The sequence below is a fragment of the Humibacter sp. genome (genome assembly GCF_035547335.1).
GTDB lineage: Bacteria > Actinomycetota > Actinomycetes > Actinomycetales > Microbacteriaceae > Humibacter.
The window spans coordinates 1-18,524 of sequence record NZ_DASZVF010000079.1; the positions used below are offsets into that span (position 1 = coordinate 1).

An 18,524-nucleotide genomic window follows, 5' to 3' on the forward strand; every position below is an offset into this window, starting at 1 on the left:
GGCGGCTTAACGCCGCCGCTTCTCCCGTACGCGCATGTTCAGCACGATGGGGGTGCCCTCGAAGCCGTACAGCTCGCGCAGCCTGCGCTGGATGTACCTGCGGTAGCCGGGGTCGAGGAATCCGGTCGTGAACAGCACGAATGTCGGCGGCCTGCTCGACGCCTGCGTGCCGAAGAGGATGCGCGGCTGCTTGCCCCCGCGCACCGGGTGCGGATGCGCCGCGGTGAGCTCGGCCAGGAACGCGTTGAACTTGCCGGTCGGGATACGCGTGTCCCACGACTCGAGCGCCGTCTCGAGCGCCGGGACGAGCTTCTCCAGGTGACGGCCCGTGCGGGCGGAGATGTTCACGCGAGGCGCCCACGACACGTGCGCGAGATCCTGCTCGATCTCCCGCTCGAGGTAGCGGCGACGCTCGTCGTCGAGCAGGTCCCACTTGTTGTAGGCCAGCACGAGCGCCCTGCCGCTTTCGAGCACGAGGTCGATGATGCGCACATCCTGCTCGCTGATCGGCTCCGAGACATCCAGCACGACGACCGCGACCTCGGCCTTCTCCAGCGCCGTGCTCGTGCGCAGCGACGCGTAGAAGTCGGCGCCCTGCTGCAGGTGCACCCGGCGACGGATGCCCGCCGTGTCGACGAATCGCCACACCCGGCCGCCGAGCTCGATCTGCTCGTCGACAGGGTCGCGTGTCGTGCCGGCGAGCTCGTTGACGACGACGCGCTCCTCCCCCGCAGCCCGGTTCAAGAGGCTCGACTTGCCGACGTTCGGACGCCCGACGATGGCGACCCGACGCGGCCCGCCGATCTCGCGCTGCGCGTACGCCGACTCGGTCGGCAGCACCTTGAGGATCTCGTCGAGCAGGTCGGCCACACCGCGACCGTGCAGGGCGCTGACCGGATGCGGCTCCCCCAGCCCGAGCGACCACAGCTCGGTCGCCTGCGGCTCCTGCCTGGCATCGTCCACCTTGTTCGCCACGAGGAAGACCGGCTTCTTCGTCTTGCGCAGGAGGCGCACGACGTGCTCGTCCGTCGACGTCGCTCCGACGTTGGCGTCGACCACGAACATCACGATGTCGGCGAGGTCGATCGCGACCTCCGCCTGAGCCGCCACCGAGGCGTCGATGCCGCGCGCGTCCGGCTCCCACCCTCCGGTGTCGACGACGCTGAACCGGCGGTCGTTCCACTCGGCCTGGTACGAGACGCGGTCGCGCGTCACGCCGGGCACGTCTTCGACGACGGCCTCCCTGCGGCCGAGGATGCGATTGACCAGCGCGGACTTGCCCACGTTCGGCCTGCCCACGATTGCCACGACGGGCAGCGCAGGCAGGTACTGGATCTCGTCGGGGTTCTCGGTGACGGCATCCAGCACATCGAGATCGGCATCGTCGAGCTCGTAGTCGGCCAGTCCGGCGCGCAGCGCTGTCGCACGCTGGTGCGCCAGGTCGTCGTCGACGCCCGCGAGACGTTCGGCGAGATCGTCCGGCTCCGACTCGAACTCGTCGTCGGTGCCATCGGATGCGGTGCGGTCGGACGCCGCGCGGCCCGAAGAGCCGGACGATCTGCGTTCTGAAGACCTGGGGTCAGTCATCCGTTCCTCCTCGGGACGGTGCGGCCGCCATCGCTGCGCGGGCGGCCTCGATCACGTCGATCACGGCGTCGACGGTCTGGTCGAAGTTCAGGTCGGTGGAGTCCACCGTGGTCACGCCCTCGGCGGCGGTCATGAAGTCGACCACCTGCAGGTCCGCCCTGTCGCGCGCGTGCAGCTGGCGCGCCACGTCCGAGGCCGACTGGCCGTCGAGCTCTCCAGCGCGGCGCGCGGCGCGCACCTCGGGCGAGGCGGTGAGCAGGATGCGCACCGGCGCGTCCGGAGCCACGACCGTCGTGATGTCGCGGCCCTCGGCGACGATGCCCTCGCGGTCGGTTCCGGCGAGAAGAGCGCGGAATAGCTCGTTCAGCCGCAGGCGCACCTCGGGCACGCGTGCCACGGCGCTCACGCGCGCCGACACTTCGGGGTCACGGATGGCATCGGTCACGTCGGTGTCGCCGACGAAGACCCGCGGAGCGTCCACCGTCGACTCGCGGGCGGAGCCGTCACGAGCCGAGACGTCGACCGCAGCTTCCTGCCTCGACGCAGGCTCGACGTGATAGTCGAAGTCGTCGATCGTCTCGATCACCGCACGCGAGTCGGTGACATCCACGCCACGCCGGGTCGCGAACCACGTCAGGGCGCGGTACGCCGCCCCGGTGTCCAGGAACGCGAACCCGAGCCTGGCGGCAGCGGCTTTGCTCACGCTCGACTTGCCGCTTCCCGCCGGTCCGTCCACCGCGACCACGAGGGGCGCGTCGTCACCGTCGTGCTGGCTCATCCGGCGATCCTCCATCCTCTGGCCGACAGGTCATCGATCGTCCGCGTCTTCACCTCGGGCAGCACGGCGATCTCGGCGAGGCCGATCTGCGCCCCCGGCGAGTGCTCCAGCCGGAGGTCCTCGATGTTCACGCCGATCTCCCCGAGCTCGCCGAACAGACGGCCCAGCTCACCCGGGCGGTCGTCGACCATGACGACGACGCTGGCGTACCGGCGATCCTGGCCGTGCTTGCCCGGCAGACCCGCCACTCCCGCATTGCCTGCGGCAAGGTCCTGCGCGAGGGCGCGCCGGGCTCCGGATGCCTCCACGTCGCCGAGCGCGCGCAGCACGTCGTCGAGATCGTCGCGGAACGCGCGCAGGATCTCGACCACGGCCGGCGCGTTCGCGGACAGGATCTGCACCCAGAGCTCCGGGTTGCTGGAGGCGATGCGTGTCACGTCGCGCAGCCCCTGACCGGCGAGCGCGAGCGCGGAGGCCGGCGCGCCGTCCAGCCGTTTGGCCATGAGCGTCGACACCATCTGCGGTGCGTGCGAGACGAGGGCGACGGCCGCGTCGTGCTCCTCGGCGGCGAGCGTCACCGGCGTCGCGTCGAGGTCGAGGATGAGGTGCTCGACGAGGCCGACGCGTTCGCGCGGCACCTCCGGCCGCGGGCACACCACCCAGGGCCGCCCGATGAACAGGTCGGCGCGCGCGGCGATCGCTCCGCCTCGCTCGCGTCCGGCGAGCGGGTGCGAGCCGACGTACCTGGCGAGGTCGCCGGTGCCCAGAGTGTCGCCGAGCGCCTCGAGTTCGGCCAGCGGCGCGACCTTCACGCTCGCGACATCCGTGACCGTGGCCGTGGGGTACGCGGCCAGTTCGGCGGCGACGACCGAGGCCGTGGCATCCGGCGGCACGGCCACGACGATGAGCGCGGGGTCGTCACCCTCGTGCGGCAACCGTCCTGCCCCGTAGTCGACGGCGAGGTTGAGGCCGGCGCGCGAGGCATCCGAAAGGATCACGTCGACGCCCCGTGCCTTGAGGCCAAGGCCGATCGATGCCCCGAGCAGTCCGGCACCCACGACGCGCACGCTGCCGTCGAGGCGCGCGGCAGGGTTCTGATTCACGTTCGCTCCGATTTCGACCTGGCGAGAGTGAGCACCTGGCCGAGTTCGATTTTAGTCAGGTCCCTGGTCGCGCCCGATTTCAGGCTGCCGAGGTGCAGCGGGCCGAACTGCCTGCGCACGAGAGCCGTCACGGGATGCCCCACCGCGTCGAGCATGCGTCGCACGATGCGGTTGCGTCCGGAGTGCAGCGTGACCTCCACGATGCTCTGCCCGCCGGATGCCTGCACGAGCCTGGCCTTGTCCGCCGCGATCGGCCCGTCCTCCAGTTCGATGCCGCGCGTGAGCTTCGACAGCGTCGCCGGAGCGACGGTTCCGCGCACCGTCGCGATGTATGTCTTCGTCACGCCGAACGACGGATGCGCGAGCACGTTCGCCGTCTCGCCGTCGTTCGTGAGCAGCAGAAGGCCGCTCGTCTCGGCATCTAGCCGGCCGACGTTGAACAGCCGCTCGTCGTAGCGCTCTGCGAACTGAGTCAGGTCGGGCCGGCCGCGGTCGTCGCGCATGGAACTCACGACACCGGTCGGCTTGTTGAGCATGATGTAACGCTTGGAAGTGTCGAGCTGCACGGCGGCGCCGTCCACCTCCAGCAGATCGACCGCCGGGTCGATGCGCGACCCGAGCTCTCGCACCACGCGGCCGTTGACGCGCACGCGGCCCTCGACGATGAGCTGCTCGCTCACCCTCCGCGACGCGACGCCTGCCGCCGCCATCACCTTCTGCAGCCGCTCGCCGGCCTCGCCAGAGTCTCCCGTCGACCCGGCCTGACGAGACCGGTTTCCGTCGTCGCCCGCGCCCGGTCGCCGATCAGCGCACATCGCCGTCGAACCCTTCCGTGCCGTCGGCGAGCAGCGGCGAGATGAGCGGCAGCTCCTCGATCGCGTTGATCCCGAGCTGCTGAAGCAGCAGGTCCGTCGTGCCGTAGTTGATCGCGCCGGTCTCGGCATCCGTGAACAGCTCGGTGATGAGCCCTCGCGAGAGCAGCGTGCGCACGACGGAGTCCACGTTCACGGCGCGGATGGAGGCGATGGCGCCGCGCGTAATCGGCTGGCGGTAGGCGATGACGGCGAGGGTCTCGAGCGCGGCCTGCGAGAGCTTGGCCGGGGACTGCTCGTTCACGAAGTCGGACACGAGCTTGTCGTACTGGCTGCGCACGTAGAGCCGCCAGCCTCCGCCCACCTCGCGAAGCTCGAAGCCGCGGACAGGCCCACCGGTCTGCCCGTCGAAGTCGGCGACGAGACCGTCGATCGCCTGGCGCACGGCCGCGACGGGAGCGCCCACGGCCGTGGCGAGCGTCACGAGCGACAGCGGTTCGTCCGCGACCATGAGCACGGCCTCGATCGCGCGAGGCACGTCGTACGTCGGCTTCTCCTCGTGCTCCGGTTGCGGCGGCGCCTCGAGGTCGAAGGCCTGCTCTCGATCATCCATAGTCGGCTCCCAGGTTCGCCAGGTTCTCGTCGGACCAGGCATCCGCCACCCATCTGATGGTGAGCTCACCGAGCGGCTCGAGCTGCTCGAACGCCACTGCCGCGAAACGGTACAGCTCCAGCACCGCGACGAATCGGGCGACGATCACGCCCTTGCGGTCGGCACCGGCGATCAGCTCGCGGAACGTGTACGGCGTGCCGCGCTGAAGCTGCGCGACCACGAGGGCCGCCTGCTCGCGCACGCTCACGAGCGGGGCGTGCAGATGGTCCAGCTCGACCACGGGGATGGCCCTCGGCGCGAAGGCGAGCTCCGCTATGGCGGCGAAGTCCTCGAGGCTCACGGTCCACTGCAGCTCCGGCTCCCGCGACCGGTACTTCTCCTCGAGGCGGACGGAGCGCGGATGCCGTCCCCACTCCGCCTCCAGCCGCTGCGCGAACCACTCCGAGGCCTGCTTGAAGGCGCGGTACTGCAGCAGTCGCGCGAACAGCAGGTCTCTCGCCTCCAGCAGCGCGACATCCTCGGCGTCGACGAGCTCACCCTGTGGCAGCAGCCCAGCCACCTTGAGGTCGAGCAGCGTCGCGGCGACCACGAGGAACTCGCTCGCCTGGTCGAGCTCGTCGGCCGTGTCGATGCCCTTCAGGTAGGCGATGAAGTCGTCGGTGACCCGGCTGAGCGAGACCTCGGTGATGTCGAGCTCGTGCCGCCCGATCAGGCTGAGGAGCAGGTCGAACGGCCCCTCGAACACCTCCAGCGCCACACGGAACGAGGGCGAGAGGTCGTCCTGCGCTTCCTCCTGCGCCTGACCCTCAGGCGACGGCGCCACGGAAAACCAGTTCCCGCGCCAGCTGACGGTACGCGTCGGCCGCCTGGTGCTCGGGCGCGAACTGCGTGATCGGGGTGGCGGCCACCGTCGCATCCGGGAACTTCACCGTGCGGGTGATGACGGTCTCGAGCACCTTGTCGCCGAACGCGTCCACCACGCGATCGAGCACCTCACGCGAGTGCAACGTGCGCGCGTCGTACATCGTGGCCAGGATGCCGTCCAGCTCCAACGCCGGGTTGAGCCGCTCCCGCACCTTGTCGATGGTCTCGATGAGCAGCGCGACCCCGCGCAAGGCGAAGTATTCGCACTCCAACGGGATGAGCACGCCGTGGCTCGCGGTGAGCGCGTTGACCGTGAGGATGCCGAGCGAGGGCTGGCAGTCGATGAGCACGACGTCGTAGTCGGATGCCACCTTGCGCAGCACCCTGGCGAGCGCCTGTTCGCGCGCCACCTCGTTGACGAGATGCACCTCGGCGGCCGAGAGGTCGATGTTGGCCGGGATGACGTCGAGGCCCGGCGTCGCCGTCTGCTGGATCGCCTCTGCGGGCTCGTGAGCGCTCGACAGCAGCAGGTCGTAGATGGTGATGGTCTCGTGCGTCGGCACACCGAGCCCCGCCGAGAGGGCACCCTGAGGGTCGAAGTCGATGGCGAGCACCTTGCGTCCGTACTCGGCGAGCGCCGCGCCGAGGTTGATGCTCGACGTGGTCTTGCCGACCCCGCCCTTCTGATTGCAGAGCGCGATCACGCGGGCCGGTCCGTGCGACGCGAGCGTCGGCGGAGCCGGGAACTGCCGAAGCGGTCGCCCCGTCGGTCCCAGCTCTTCGACGGCGGTGCCGCCGAAGCCCGGCAGTTCCTGCTCGTCGGCTGGAATACGCGCCACGACTCCTCCGCTCGATTCAGGCCTGGATTCGGGTTCGAGTCTATCGAGCATCCATGCGGCCACGGATCAGGAACGCCGCCGTTCCGCTCGACTCGGCCGCGCCCGGCTGCCACCCCTGTCGACGGCGGCCACCTGCACCGGAGCGGTCTCCGGGGTGCGTTGCCTGAGTGCGCTCGCATTCACATGCGGCACGTCTGAAGCGACGAGACCGACGGCATTGCTACGGTGACGGGCATGAGAGGGCGGGATCGCGCGTGGACGTCGGCGGTGGGCGCGATCGTGCTGCTGGCCGCCGGGCTCCTCTCCGGGGTGGCGCCGCTGCTTCATGCCGCCCGGGCGTCCGCCGCTGCACCCGCCGGTGCTTCCACGCCTCCTTCCAGCACGGGCAAGGTGCTGAGCTTCAAGCTGCCCTATCTGGAGCACGAGGTGACCGATCCCAACGCGCAAGACGTGGCCCAGCACGCAGCGGGCGACGCGCCGCTGCTCGTCTTCCTGCCGGCTACCGGCGAGGTGCCGAACGACTACCGGGAGTACCTGGAGACGGCCGTCTCTGTGGGATACAGCGTGCTCGGACTCGACTACTGGAACGTCGGCAGATCGGTCACGCGCACCTGCCGTGCGGACTCCGACTGCTACACGCAGCTTCAGGAGAACCGCCTCAACGGATCCGACCCCTCGCGATTCAGCAGGGTCGGGGTGAGCAATTCGATCCTGCGGCGCTTCTCGGCCGCGATCGCCTACCTCGAGCGACAGGACCCGGCCGGCGCGTGGGGCAGATACCTCGTCGACGACCACCCGCGCTGGGACGACGTCGTGTTCGCCGGGCATTCGCAGGGCGGCGGCGAGTCGGCCTTCATCGCGCACCGCCACCGGGTGCGCGGCGTGCTGATGTACTCGTCTCCCGTCGAGACGTACGGCGACGTGTCGGCGTCGTGGATGCGCTCGCCCGGCGCGACACCTCCGTCGCGCATGTACGGGTTCGACGATGTGCACGACCTGTACTTCGAGCGCATCGTCGGCTCCTGGAAGCGTTTGGGCATGGGCATACCGGATGCGCGGCACGCCACGCGCGTCCCTACGGGTTCGCACGTGCTGCTGAGCTCGCTCGACGTGGGCAACCCGCTGGAGTCGCACGGTCACTCGGTCAACGACTTCGGACCGCGCACGACCAGCGGAACGATGGTGTTCGCTCCCACCTGGCGATGGATGCTGCGCCAGGTGCGCGAGCCCTGACGACGCGTCACCTGGCCCGTGGGTGCGCCGTCGTGTACATGTCGCGCAGCGTGTCCGCGGTCACCAGCGTGTAAATCTGCGTGGTCGCCACCGACGAGTGCCCGAGCAGCTCCTGCACCACACGCACGTCCGCGCCGCCCTCCAGGAGATGCGTCGCGAACGAGTGCCGCAGCGTGTGCGGCGAGACGGATGCCGTGAGCTCGGCACGCTCCGCCGCCGCCCTGATGACGAGCCACGCGCTCTGCCTGCTCAGACGGGCGCCCCTGACGCCGAGGAACAGCGCGGGCGTCGCCTTTCCCCGGGCCGACAACGTCGGCCGGACGCGCACCAGATAGTCGTCGACGGCGTCGCGGGCGAACCGGCCGAGCGGCACGATGCGCTGCTTGCTGCCCTTACCGGTCAGCCTCACCACGTCGCGGTCGATGACGTCGTCCACGTTCAGGTTGACAGCCTCGGACACCCGCGCCCCCGTGGCATAGAGCAGCTCCAGCAGTGCCTTGTCTCTGATGCGCGACGGCTCGTCACCATCCGTCGCCGCCAGGAGCGACTCCACCTGGGCCACGCTCAGCGCCTTCGGCAGCCGGGACGGCAGCTTGGGCGGGCGCACGTCGCGCGCGGCGTTCTCGTCCACCTCGCCCTCGTCGAGGAGGAACCGGTGCAGACCGCGCACCGTCGAGAGCATGCGGGCGACGGATGCCGCACCCAGGCGCTGCGAGGCATCCGTCGCGCCGCGCGTGACGAGATGGCGCTCGTACTCGTCCACATCCCGCGGCCCGATCGCGCCCATCTCGGCGAGGCCGCGCTGGCCGAGCCACGCGGAGTAGACGGCGAGATCGCGACGGTAGGCGGCAACGGTGTTGCGGGAGAGCCCTCGCTCGATGCCGACGTGCCGCAGATACGCCTCGACCGCGGCATCCGGCGTCATCGCGCCGAGTCCTCCGCCTGCGGTTGCACCGATCCCGAACCCTCAGAGTCCGCGCCGGAGCCGGAGCCGGAGCCGGAATCGCCGGAAGCTGAGCCATGCCCGTCGAGCGGACGCGTGAGCCACGATCCCCTCTTCAGCGGCTGGTCTGCATCGCCCAGTGACGCGTATCCGTCGGCGCGGGATGCGACAGCGGCCAGCACCGCGATGGACAGCGGGGCGTTCCGCAGCCGGCGCTCGAGCACGCCCTGCACGACCTCGTCGATCGGCACCCAGCGCACCTCGATGTCGGCCTCCTCCTCCTCGCGTGCGAACGCCTCGCTCGCCGCGTGGACGCCTCTGGCCAGGTAGACCCGGATCACCTCGTTGTTGCCGCCGGGGGTGCTGGCGAACTCGACGAGCACGTTCCAGCGGTCGGCGACGACGTCGGCCTCTTCGGCGAGCTCGCGTTTGGCGGCGTCGAGCGGCGGCTCTCCCGTCATGTCGAGCAGGCCGGCGGGCAGCTCCCAGTCCTTGGAGCGGATCGGATGCCGGTACTGCCTGATCAGCAGCGCCCTGTCGTCATCGTCGAGCGCGAGCACGGCGACGGCGCCCGTGTGGTCGATGTACTCCCGCACCACGGTGGAACCGCCGAGGTCGACGGTGTCGCGACGCACGTCCCACACCCGACCGCGATACACCACCTCGGAGTCGGTCACGAGTCCCGTGTACGGCTCGTCCGCGAGCACGGCGTCTCGGACCGCGTCGTGCCCCGCGCCGGTGTGCGCTTCCGTGTGGTCAGGCATCCTCTTTCACCTCGAACAGGCGTGTCGACTCCTGGCGGTCCAGCGCGGCGGCGATGAGGCCGCGGAACAGCGGATGCGCGCTGTTCGGACGCGACCGCAGCTCGGGATGCGCCTGCGTGCCCACGTAGAACGGGTGCACGTCGCGCGGCAACTCCACATACTCCACCAGGTGGCCGTCCGGCGACGTGCCGGAGAACACGAGACCCGCCTCGGCGATCCGGTCCCGGTAGTTGTTGTTCACCTCGTAGCGGTGCCTGTGCCGCTCGGACGCCTCGTCAGCCTCATAGAGCTCGGCGACGATCGACCCGGCCTCGAGCTTAGCCGGGTAGAGACCCAGACGCATGGTTCCGCCGAGGTCGCCGCCCGCGATGATCTCGACCTGCTCGGCCATGGTGGCGATCACCGGATACTCGGTGTCGGGGTCGAACTCGCTCGAGGATGCGCCGTCGAGCCCCGCCTCGTGCCTCGCGTACTCGATGACCATGCACTGCAGCCCCAGGCACAGCCCGAGCGCGGGGATCCCGTTCTCCCTCGCGAACCGCAGCGCGCCCAGCTTGCCCTCGATGCCGCGGATGCCGAACCCGCCGGGTACGCAGATGCCGTCGACGTCGGCGAGCTCGCGTGCAGCGCCCTCGGGCTCTTGGCATCCGTCGCTCGCGATCCATCGCAGGTTCACCTTGGCGCGGTTCGCGAACCCTCCGGCCCTGAGCGCCTCGGTGACGGAGAGGTAGGCGTCGGGAAGGTCGACGTACTTGCCCACCAGGCCGATCGTGACCTCGTGCTTGGGCTCGTGCACGACCTTGAGCAGCGTGTCCCAGCTCTCTCGGTCCGGTTCCGCTGCGTCGAGCCCGAGTTGGTCGACGATGTAGTCGTCGAGTCCCTGGTCGTGCAGCATGTTCGGGATGTCGTAGATGCTGGGAACGTCGACGGCGTTCACGACCGCGCGCTCGTCCACGTCGCACATCAGAGCGATCTTCTTCTTGTTGCTGTCGGACACCGGGCGATCGCTGCGCAGCACGAGCGCGTCGGGCTGGATGCCGATGGAGCGCAGCGCGGCGACGGAGTGCTGGGTGGGCTTCGTCTTCTGCTCGCCTGAGGCGTTCATGTAGGGCACGAGCGACACGTGCACGAAGAAGCAGTTCTGGCGACCGAGCTCGTGCCGCACCTGACGTGCCGATTCGATGAACGGCTGCGACTCGATGTCGCCGACGGTGCCGCCGATCTCGGTGATGATCACGTCGGGTTGCGGCACGTCGGATGCCTGCAGCCGCATCCGGCGCTTGATCTCGTCGGTGATGTGCGGAATGACCTGCACAGTGTCCCCGAGGTATTCGCCGCGGCGTTCCATGGCGATCACCTGCGAGTAGATCTGGCCGGTGGTGACGTTGGCGGCCTGGCTGAGGTTGATGTCGAGGAAGCGCTCGTAGTGCCCGATGTCGAGGTCGGTCTCCGCGCCGTCGTCGGTGACGAACACCTCACCGTGCTGGAACGGGTTCATCGTGCCGGGGTCCACGTTGAGATACGGGTCGAGCTTCTGCATCACCACCCGCAGACCGCGGGACGTGAGAAGGTTGCCCAGGCTGGCCGCCGTCAGGCCTTTGCCCAAAGAAGAAACGACACCACCTGTCACGAAAATGTGCTTGGTAGTGCCGTTTGGCTTGCTTGTGTCGTTCGACGGGCCCGCGTCAGTTTTTTCCACCACGGGCTTTCATCCTATCAGCGCGGAACGCGGAACCTGCGGCAGGCGAACGACGCGCGCCGCATCACGACGGTATGCCCGCGCTGTCTCTCGCCAGCTCGATGAGCTCCCTGGCGTGCGCGAGCCCGCTCTCCGAGTCGGTGAGCCCAGACAGCAGCCGCGCCATCTCCGAGATGCGGTCCTCGCCCTCGAGCCGGCGAACACTGGATGCCGTGACGGACCCGTCGCCCGCCTTCACGACGGTCAGATGGTTGGTGGCGAACGCGGCGACCTGCGCGAGATGGGTGACCACGATCACCTGCGCCGTCTCGGCGAGACGCGCCAGCCGCTTGCCGATCTCGATGGCCGATGCGCCGCCCACTCCCGCGTCGATCTCGTCGAAGACGAACGTGGGAACCGGGTCGCTCCCGGCCAGCACCACTTCGATGGCCAGCATCACGCGCGACAGCTCGCCGCCGGAGGCGCCCTTGCCGAGCGGCCGGGGCTCGGCGCCGGGATGGGGACGCAGCAGGATGGACACGGTGTCGCGACCGTTCAGGGTGTAGTCCTCGCGCTGCTGCACGTCGACGACGACCGCGGCATCCGCCATCGCCAGCGCCGCCAGCTCGTCGGTCACCTGCTCGGCCAGCGCTGCCGCCGCCGAAGAACGCAGCGCCGAGAGGGATGCCGCGAGCCGCTCGACCTCCGCCTCGTCGTCGGAGACGAGCGTCGTCAGCTGTTCGATGCGCTCCTCGTCGCCTTCCAGCTCGGCCAGCCGGTCTCCGCCCGTCGCCGCCCGCTCGATCACCTCGTCGAGCGTCGGTCCGTACTTGCGCACCAGAACGGCCAGCTCCGCCCTGCGTTCCTGGATCACCTCCAGGTCGTGCGCTCCGTCGCTGTCGAGCGCGGCCAGGTAGGTGGAGAGCTGGGCCGCGGCATCCTCCACCTGGAACCCGAGGCCGGCGATCGACTCGGCCAGGGACTGCAGCGCCGGGTCGTGGGCACCCGCCCGTTCCAGCTCGCGGCGCGTGGTCTCCAGCAGCCCGCGTACGTCCGGCCCCTCGGATGCTTCGGCGGACAGCGCCTCACGCGCGAGCGCCGCCGCGACCCGGAGCGATTCCACGTTGGTCAGCCGGTCCGCCTGTTCGGCGAGCGCCTCGTCCTCGCCCGGCTCGGGCGCCACCGCCTCGATCTCGCTGAGGGCGGCACGCAGATCATCCGCCTCACGGGCACGGCGATCCCGTTCGTCGATCAGCTGGGCCAGTTCCGCCCGGTTCGCGCTCCACCGCCGGTACGCCTGCCGGTACGCCTCGAGCGCATCGGCCAGCTGTGCACCGCCGAAACGGTCGACGGCCTCCCGTTGCGCCGACGCCGACCGCAGCCGGATCTGGTCCGACTGACCGTGCACCACCACGAGCTGCTCCGCCAGTTCCGCCAGCACGCTGACGGGCGCGCCGCGGCCGCCGACCACCGCGCGGCTCCTGCCCTCCGCGGCGACCGAACGGCTCAGCACCAGCTCCCCGGCGGATGCCTCGTCCGCGTCGTCGAGGTCTCCCCCGGCATCCCGCACCCGCTCGGCGACCTGGCCGTCGGCCGGAACCCGCCAGCGCCCCTCCACCCACAGCTGCGCGCTGCCGGAACGCACGACCGCGCTGTCGGCACGCTGGCCGAGCAGCAGCCCGAGCGCCGTCACGACCATCGTCTTTCCGGCGCCGGTCTCGCCGGTGAGCGCGGTGAATCCGGGACCGAGCGGCAACGTGGCGCGCTCGATCACCCCGAGGTCACGGATCGAGATCTCCTCAATCACGGGCGTTCGGTCCTCGCCATCCCGTCACGGGCAGATTGAACTTGTGCACCAGCCGGTCCGTGAACGGCGCCGTGTGCAGCCGGGCGAGCTTCACCGGGGTGTCGGACCGGGACACCATGACGCGCGCCCCCTGCGGCAGGTCGAATGCCCGCCTGCCGTCGCACCACAGCACGGCCGGCGTGTCGGTGCGGCGCAGCAGCTCGACGGCCAGCACGGAGTCGGCCGCGACGACGAGCGGACGCGAGAACAGGGCATGCGCGCTCAGCGGCACGAGGAGCAGGGCGTCCAGCGTCGGCCAGACAACGGGACCGCCTGCCGAGAACGAGTACGCGGTCGAACCGGTCGGGGTCGACATGACGATGCCATCGCATCCGAAGCTCGACAACGGCCTGCCGTCGACCTCGACGACGACCTCGATCATGCGTTCGCGGCTGGCCTTCTCGATGCTGGCCTCGTTGAGAGCCCAGCTCTCGTAGACGACGTCGGTTCCCGACGTGACGCGCACGAAGAGCGTCATGCGCTCCTCCACGGTGTAGTCCCGAGCGAGCGCCCGCCGCAGGGCCTCCTCGAGGTCGTCTCGCTCGCTCTCGGCGAGGAATCCCACGTGTCCGAGGTTCACGCCGAGCAGCGGCACGTCGTATCCCCGAACGGTCTCGGCCGAACGGAGGATCGTGCCGTCGCCGCCGAGAACGATGACCAGTTCGAGCTGGTCGGGCATGACGTCGTCGCCGAGCACCGCCAGCGACGCCAGGTCGGGCGCCGCGTTCACCAGCTCTGCCTGCTCGTCCGCTCCGAGCACCGGCACCACGCCGGCGGCGATGAGCTGTCTGCACGCCTGGATGCCCGCCTGCATCGACTCGCCTCGACCGGTGTGCGACACCACGAGGAAGTACCGCCCGGGTGCGTCCACGCGTCTCACCCTCCCACCATCGCGCCGATATCGTTCAACCATTCTGTCGGATGCCGGCCCTCGCGTGTGCTGAGCCACAGCAGGTACTCGTGATTGCCGTGGCTTCCCGCGATGGGGGACGGAAGGATGCCCGCCGTCCCCAGCCCGAGATCCCACGCGGCCCACATGACCGACGTCACGGCATCCTCGTGCAGCGCCGGATCCCTGACGATGCCCTCGCGGATGCCCGTTCGCCCCACCTCGAACTGCGGTTTGACGAGCAGCGCATACTCGGCCTCGCGGCCGGCAGCCGCGACCAGAGGTGGCAGCACGAGCGTGAGCGAGATGAACGACAGGTCTCCGACCACGAGACCGACGGCGCGGCCGCCGGTGAGTCGCGCGAGCGTCGCGTCGTCCAGGTATCTCACGTTGAGGCCTTCGGCCACCGTGACCCGCTCGTCGGTGGCAATGGATGGCGCCAACTGGCCGTGCCCCACGTCGAGCGCGACCACGTGGTCCGCACCGCGCTCGAGCAACACCTGTGTGAACCCGCCGGTGGACGCGCCCACATCGAGCGCCATCATGCCGTTCGGATCCACCGCGAACCCATCGAGGGCAGCGATCAGTTTGTGAGCCGCTCGACTCACGTAGTGATCGAGCTCTTCGACGGTGATCACGCTGTCCTCGCTCACCCGCGAGGATGCCTTCACCACAGGCCGCCCGTCCACCCGCACGCGGCCGTCGGCGATGAGCCGGGCGGCGTGGGTGCGCGAACGCGCGAGTCCGCGGGCGGTCACCGCGGCATCCAGTCGCTGGTCAGTCATCCTGCCGTTGGTCGTCCCGGCCCTCGAGCACCTCGGCGAGCTCCGCGTGGATCCGTGTGTAGGCGTCGGCGCGCTCGTCAAGCGGACGTTCCTCGATGAGGCGCAGGCGCGACAGCAGCGCGTCGTCTGCGCCGGCACCGGCCGCATCGGAAGCCGTCGCATCGGCAACGGCCGCGCCGGTAACAGGCCCGCCGGCAGCGACGCCGGGTGCGGCTTCCGTCTCGTCCAGCATCCGTCAACGGTACCGCTATCCACCAGCGAACCGGCCGTCCGGCTCGCGTCGGTCGCGTGCCGAGGGCCCCGGGTCGTCCTAGCTGTACAGCTCCTCCGGAACGTCGAGCGTGAAGATCGGACGCCCGCTGGTCCAGATCAGGGTGCTCGCGGCACGCAGCAGGTCGATCTCCCGGTCGCCGCGACGCACGATGCGCACAGCATCGCCCTCCAGCCGCACGGATGCCCCGCGCACCTCGACGCTGTCGCCCGACCGCGACACCTTCACAGTCGGATACGGCTCGTCGAGCTCCCGCAGGTCGGAGAGCACGTACGTCGGGCGCTCCTCCTTCTTGGCCGCCAGCACCTGCTTGGCCTTGTCGATGCCGGTGAGCACCAGCACGGAGGGCACGCCGGCGCGGTTGGCACCCAGGATGTCGGTGTCCAGCCGGTCTCCGACCGCGAGCGGCGACGTGGCACCGAACCGTTGAACCGCGAGGTCGTACATCGCCGCCTCGGGCTTGCCCGCGACCACGGGAAGCCGGCCGACCGCGGTGTGCACGGCCGAGACGAGAGTCCCGTTTCCGGGCGCGACGCCGCGCGGCTGCGGAAGCGTCCAGTCCGTATTCGTGGCCACCCAGTGCACGGACTCGTCCGCGAGAGCGAACGCGGCCTCGGCGAGCTGCGTCCAGGCCACATCGGGTGCGAAACCCTGCACCACGGCGGCCGGGCGGTCCTCGGCAGATCGGGTGACGCGGTAGCCCGCCTTGTCGAGTTCGGACACGAGACCCTCGCCGCCCACGACGAGCACCGTGGATGCCGGTTCGATCAGTTCGCGCAGCATCATCACGGCGGCCTGGGGCGACGTGATGATGTCGTCGGCGCGCACCGAATACCCGAGCCCCGTGAGCTGCTCGGCGACGGCGCGATCGGTGCGCGACGCGTTGTTCGTCAGGCAGCCGAGCCTCACGCCCTGCTCCTGTGCGTTCCTGATCGCCTCCACCGCGTGCGGTATGGGTTCGGGCCCCGAGTAGAGCACGCCGTCGAGGTCGGCGAGGATCACGTCCACGCCGTCCAGCAACGACCGCTCTCGCCGGCCGCCGAACAGGCCGCGACGTGCCTCACTCGCCATCGACACGGCCTTCGGATGCTCCGTCTTCGCGCTCGCCCGGCTCGCGGTCGCCCGCCTCCCGGTCGTCCGCTGTCGCCGCGAGGTCCTCAGCACCCCCGCCCACGACTCCTTCCGAGTCCAGCGCAACCACGTCCTCGACGGTGACGTCGTCGACCGCCAGGCCCTCCCCGGCCACGTCCTCGACAGCCGCATCCTCGAGAGCGGCGTCCCCCACAGCGGCGTCGGCAACAATGTCCTCGGCCGGCGAGTCGTCCGGCGCGGCAGCGTCGACGTCTGCACAAGCGCTGTCCCTGCCGTCCTCTTCGCTCACGTCGAACTCGAGCTCCTCTTCGTCCACCACGACGACATCCTCGTCGACCTGCCCGAGCGCTTCGCGGGCGCGGTCGGCGAGCGTCCGCCACTCCGCGGCATCCGATGTGCGCCCGAGGTCCTCGAGCACCGTCGCGTAGGCATCGAACAAGGCAGGGCTGTACGAGAACGCCCGTGCGCGATCGAGCTGCGGAATCTCCAGCTCGGCCAACGCCGCCTCCGTCTGCCCCAGGTCGAGCCTGGCCCCCGACATCGCGATCGCGAGAGCCGCCTGCACGTCGTTCGGAAGCTCTGACCGGTCGACGGATCGCCCGACTTCCAGCGCGCGATCCGGGCGACCGACGCCGCGCTCGCTGTCCACCATGAGCGGCAGCTGGTCGTTCTTGCCCGAGATCCGGCGGTAGGTGCGCAGCTCGCGAAGCGCGAGCGCGAAGTCGCCCGTCTCGTACGCCGTGATCGCCAGGGTCTCTCGCACGATGGCGATCCTTCCTGCCCTTCGCGACGCGGCCAGCGCGTGGCGGTGTGCCAGCTCCGGATCCTCTTCGATCAGCCTCGACACCATCGCGAGGTGCCGTGCGACCTCGTCCGCGTTCTCCTTGGTCAGGGTCTTGAGCTCGATGCGCGCGGCACGCTCGAGGTGCTTCGGCTCGATCCACTCCGGCAACTCCGGATCGTTGTGCCGAGGCCGCACGCTCCTCGGCTGCTCGCTGTACCGCTCCTCGCGGGCATCCTCACGACCCGCCCACTGAGGCCGCCGCCCATCGGATGACGCGCGCCGGTCGGGCCGGCCGCGGTCGTACCCACCAGCGTGCCCGCCGCGGTCGCCTCTGCCGCGATCGTCCCTGCCGCCATCCGTTCGGCGCCCGGCCGAATCGGCCCTCCGTCCGGAGTACGCGCTGCCGCGTTCGCCGGCTGCCGTCCGCCCCCACGAGCGGCCTTCGTCCGAGCGTCCCCTTCCGGCGTCACGAGCACCGCCGCGGTACTCCGAACGGATGCCATCACGTCGCTCGCCGCCGTCGCGCGACCCTGCCCCCCGCGCAGCCGTGCCGCCTCGGTCGTCTCGACCACGATATCCACCGCCGTCGCGACGTCCTCCGGACGACGCTCGCTGCGATCCTCGCTCGCCGTTCGCCCCGTCACGCCACGAGCGTCCTCCCGCATCATCCCGGCGCGAATGGCCCCTCGCGTCGTCCCGGCCCGGGCGGGCACCCTGATCACGTCGGGGACCCCCGAACTCGCCACGCTGCGCGCGACCGCCTTCGGCGTCGCGCGAGCGACGCTCGCCGTCACCGCGCCAGGCACCACGGCCGCTGCTACCACGGCCACCGGACTGCCGATCTCCGTCTCCACGCTCACGCCAAGGAGTCCGGCCCTCGCCGTCTCCCGTGACCGGACGGCGATCACGGAAACCGCCACGCCGGTCATTCCCACCGTCGCGAGGCAGTCGTGCGTCGAAGCCGGACCCGCCGCGGCGACCATTGCCGGAACCGCCGAACCTGTTGTCGTCCGACCTGTCCCCGTCGGACCCTCCGCGCCGCTCCCCGGCGGCCGAGGGCTGTGACCGACGGTCACCCGAGGAACCACGTGATGGGCGATCACCGCCAGACCGCTGGCCCGAGTATCCGCCCTCGCGCGAACGGCGGTCTCCCGATCCGTCGCCAAACGAATCTCTGCGTCCCGAACCGTAGCCGGCCCCACCGGAGCGGGGCCGTCCGGTGCGTCGATCGTCGCCGTCACCCCGGCCGGTCCGTGGTGTGCCACCGCGATACGGATCAGACGATCCGGCTCGACCGTTCCCGTTCCTCGGGCCACGGGCGCCACCGGAGCGGGATCCGCCCCGTGCGTCGTCGCCGTCTGTGCCGCCGGCACCGTGATCTTCTCGTGCCATGCTGCAATCCTTCCGTACCGCGGTGGTCGTGTCGTTGTCTGTGCCCCGTGCGAAGAGGCGTTAAACGCGAAGTGGCCGCCCATTGCTGGGCGGCCACTTGCTTAAAGTATGTCCGGCGGTGTCCTACTCTCCCACAGGGTCCCCCCTGCAGTACCATCGGCGCTGAGAGTCTTAGCTTCCGGGTTCGGAATGTGACCGGGCGTTTCCCTCTCGCTATGGCCGCCGAAACACTATGGATATATCAAGTGTGA

The 18,524-nt window shown here is 70.1% G+C and carries 17 protein-coding genes and 1 rRNA gene; 1 reads left to right on the plus strand and 17 read right to left on the minus strand.

The features are described from left to right. Positions 1 to 6 precede the first annotated feature (6 nt). From der to VHB92_RS15910, 7 genes are read right to left on the minus strand one after another with little or no spacing between them, the layout of a single operon-like run. On the minus strand, positions 7 to 1,587 hold the full coding sequence (der, locus tag VHB92_RS15880; protein WP_325454743.1) for a ribosome biogenesis GTPase Der: 1,581 nt from the start codon (positions 1,585 to 1,587) through the stop codon (positions 7 to 9). After that, positions 1,580 to 2,365 carry a (d)CMP kinase gene (cmk, locus tag VHB92_RS15885; protein ID WP_325454744.1) on the minus strand — a complete coding sequence of 262 codons (786 nt, stop codon included), beginning with the start codon at positions 2,363 to 2,365 and terminating at the stop codon, positions 1,580 to 1,582. The genes der and cmk overlap by 8 nt, the downstream gene beginning before the upstream one ends. Continuing rightward, entirely contained in the window at positions 2,362 to 3,468 is a 1,107-nt protein-coding gene (locus VHB92_RS15890) for a prephenate dehydrogenase (protein WP_325454745.1), read from the minus strand. The genes cmk and VHB92_RS15890 overlap by 4 nt, the downstream gene beginning before the upstream one ends. Next, a complete protein-coding gene (locus VHB92_RS15895; protein WP_325454746.1) occupies positions 3,465 to 4,283 on the minus strand; it encodes a pseudouridine synthase in 819 nt (272 codons plus the stop codon). Before VHB92_RS15895 ends, VHB92_RS15890 begins: the two co-directional genes overlap by 4 nt. Further along, positions 4,273 to 4,893 carry an SMC-Scp complex subunit ScpB gene (gene scpB, locus VHB92_RS15900; RefSeq protein ID WP_325454747.1) on the minus strand — a complete coding sequence of 207 codons (621 nt, stop codon included), beginning with the start codon at positions 4,891 to 4,893 and terminating at the stop codon, positions 4,273 to 4,275. Before scpB ends, VHB92_RS15895 begins: the two co-directional genes overlap by 11 nt. Further along, positions 4,886 to 5,716, minus strand: a complete 831-nt coding sequence (locus VHB92_RS15905; protein ID WP_325454748.1) for a ScpA family protein — start codon at positions 5,714 to 5,716, stop codon at positions 4,886 to 4,888. The genes scpB and VHB92_RS15905 overlap by 8 nt, the downstream gene beginning before the upstream one ends. Beyond that, complete coding sequence (locus VHB92_RS15910) at positions 5,700 to 6,596, minus strand: ParA family protein (protein WP_414653126.1); 897 nt, start codon at positions 6,594 to 6,596, stop codon at positions 5,700 to 5,702. The genes VHB92_RS15905 and VHB92_RS15910 overlap by 17 nt, the downstream gene beginning before the upstream one ends. Before the next feature lie 234 nt (positions 6,597 to 6,830). Between VHB92_RS15910 and VHB92_RS15915 the strand changes: the two genes are divergently transcribed. After that, positions 6,831 to 7,829, plus strand: a complete 999-nt coding sequence (locus VHB92_RS15915; protein WP_325454749.1) for a BPSS1187 family protein — start codon at positions 6,831 to 6,833, stop codon at positions 7,827 to 7,829. 7 nt (positions 7,830 to 7,836) lie between these two features. Here VHB92_RS15915 and xerD read toward each other — a convergent pair whose 3' ends face one another. The 10 genes from xerD to rrf form a co-directional block, all read right to left on the minus strand. Further along, complete coding sequence (gene xerD / locus VHB92_RS15920; RefSeq protein ID WP_325454750.1) at positions 7,837 to 8,754, minus strand: site-specific tyrosine recombinase XerD; 918 nt, start codon at positions 8,752 to 8,754, stop codon at positions 7,837 to 7,839. Further along, positions 8,751 to 9,536: an NUDIX hydrolase gene (locus tag VHB92_RS15925; RefSeq protein ID WP_325454751.1), complete on the minus strand. Its 786-nt coding sequence runs from the start codon at positions 9,534 to 9,536 to the stop codon at positions 8,751 to 8,753. Before VHB92_RS15925 ends, xerD begins: the two co-directional genes overlap by 4 nt. After that, the gene (locus VHB92_RS15930; RefSeq protein WP_325454759.1) at positions 9,529 to 11,235 is read right to left on the minus strand and encodes a CTP synthase; all 1,707 of its coding nucleotides are present in this window, start codon (positions 11,233 to 11,235) and stop codon (positions 9,529 to 9,531) included. Before VHB92_RS15930 ends, VHB92_RS15925 begins: the two co-directional genes overlap by 8 nt. 64 nt (positions 11,236 to 11,299) lie before the next feature. Further along, positions 11,300 to 13,021, minus strand: a complete 1,722-nt coding sequence (recN, locus tag VHB92_RS15935) for a DNA repair protein RecN (RefSeq protein ID WP_325454752.1) — start codon at positions 13,019 to 13,021, stop codon at positions 11,300 to 11,302. Next, complete coding sequence (locus VHB92_RS15940; RefSeq protein WP_325454753.1) at positions 13,014 to 13,931, minus strand: NAD kinase; 918 nt, start codon at positions 13,929 to 13,931, stop codon at positions 13,014 to 13,016. The genes recN and VHB92_RS15940 overlap by 8 nt, the downstream gene beginning before the upstream one ends. Positions 13,932 to 13,936: 5 nt before the next feature. Further along, positions 13,937 to 14,734, minus strand: a complete 798-nt coding sequence (locus VHB92_RS15945) for a TlyA family RNA methyltransferase (RefSeq protein WP_325454754.1) — start codon at positions 14,732 to 14,734, stop codon at positions 13,937 to 13,939. Beyond that, entirely contained in the window at positions 14,727 to 14,966 is a 240-nt protein-coding gene (locus VHB92_RS15950) for a hypothetical protein (RefSeq protein ID WP_325454755.1), read from the minus strand. Before VHB92_RS15950 ends, VHB92_RS15945 begins: the two co-directional genes overlap by 8 nt. A gap of 78 nt (positions 14,967 to 15,044) precedes the next feature. Beyond that, the gene (locus VHB92_RS15955; RefSeq protein ID WP_325454756.1) at positions 15,045 to 16,076 is read right to left on the minus strand and encodes an HAD-IIA family hydrolase; all 1,032 of its coding nucleotides are present in this window, start codon (positions 16,074 to 16,076) and stop codon (positions 15,045 to 15,047) included. Beyond that, complete coding sequence (locus tag VHB92_RS15960) at positions 16,066 to 17,049, minus strand: hypothetical protein (RefSeq protein WP_325454757.1); 984 nt, start codon at positions 17,047 to 17,049, stop codon at positions 16,066 to 16,068. Before VHB92_RS15960 ends, VHB92_RS15955 begins: the two co-directional genes overlap by 11 nt. 1,334 nt (positions 17,050 to 18,383) lie before the next feature. Next, a 5S ribosomal RNA gene (gene rrf, locus VHB92_RS15965) occupies positions 18,384 to 18,500 on the minus strand. Positions 18,501 to 18,524: the final 24 nt, after the last annotated feature.

Bases quoted from the DNA above. Each gene is read 5' to 3' on its own strand.
- xerD (WP_325454750.1), bottom strand. From the start codon at position 8,754: ATGACGCCGGATGCCGCGGTCGAGGCGTATCTGCGGCACGTCGGCATC.
- scpB (WP_325454747.1), bottom strand. From the start codon at position 4,893: ATGGATGATCGAGAGCAGGCCTTCGACCTCGAGGCGCCGCCGCAACCG.
- VHB92_RS15925 (WP_325454751.1), bottom strand. From the start codon at position 9,536: ATGCCTGACCACACGGAAGCGCACACCGGCGCGGGGCACGACGCGGTC.
- der (WP_325454743.1), bottom strand. From the start codon at position 1,587: ATGACTGACCCCAGGTCTTCAGAACGCAGATCGTCCGGCTCTTCGGGC.
- VHB92_RS15945 (WP_325454754.1), bottom strand. From the start codon at position 14,734: ATGACTGACCAGCGACTGGATGCCGCGGTGACCGCCCGCGGACTCGCG.
- cmk (WP_325454744.1), bottom strand. From the start codon at position 2,365: ATGAGCCAGCACGACGGTGACGACGCGCCCCTCGTGGTCGCGGTGGAC.
- VHB92_RS15955 (WP_325454756.1), bottom strand. From the start codon at position 16,076: ATGGCGAGTGAGGCACGTCGCGGCCTGTTCGGCGGCCGGCGAGAGCGG.
- VHB92_RS15915 (WP_325454749.1), top strand. From the start codon at position 6,831: ATGAGAGGGCGGGATCGCGCGTGGACGTCGGCGGTGGGCGCGATCGTG.
- VHB92_RS15950 (WP_325454755.1), bottom strand. From the start codon at position 14,966: ATGCTGGACGAGACGGAAGCCGCACCCGGCGTCGCTGCCGGCGGGCCT.
- VHB92_RS15895 (WP_325454746.1), bottom strand. From the start codon at position 4,283: ATGTGCGCTGATCGGCGACCGGGCGCGGGCGACGACGGAAACCGGTCT.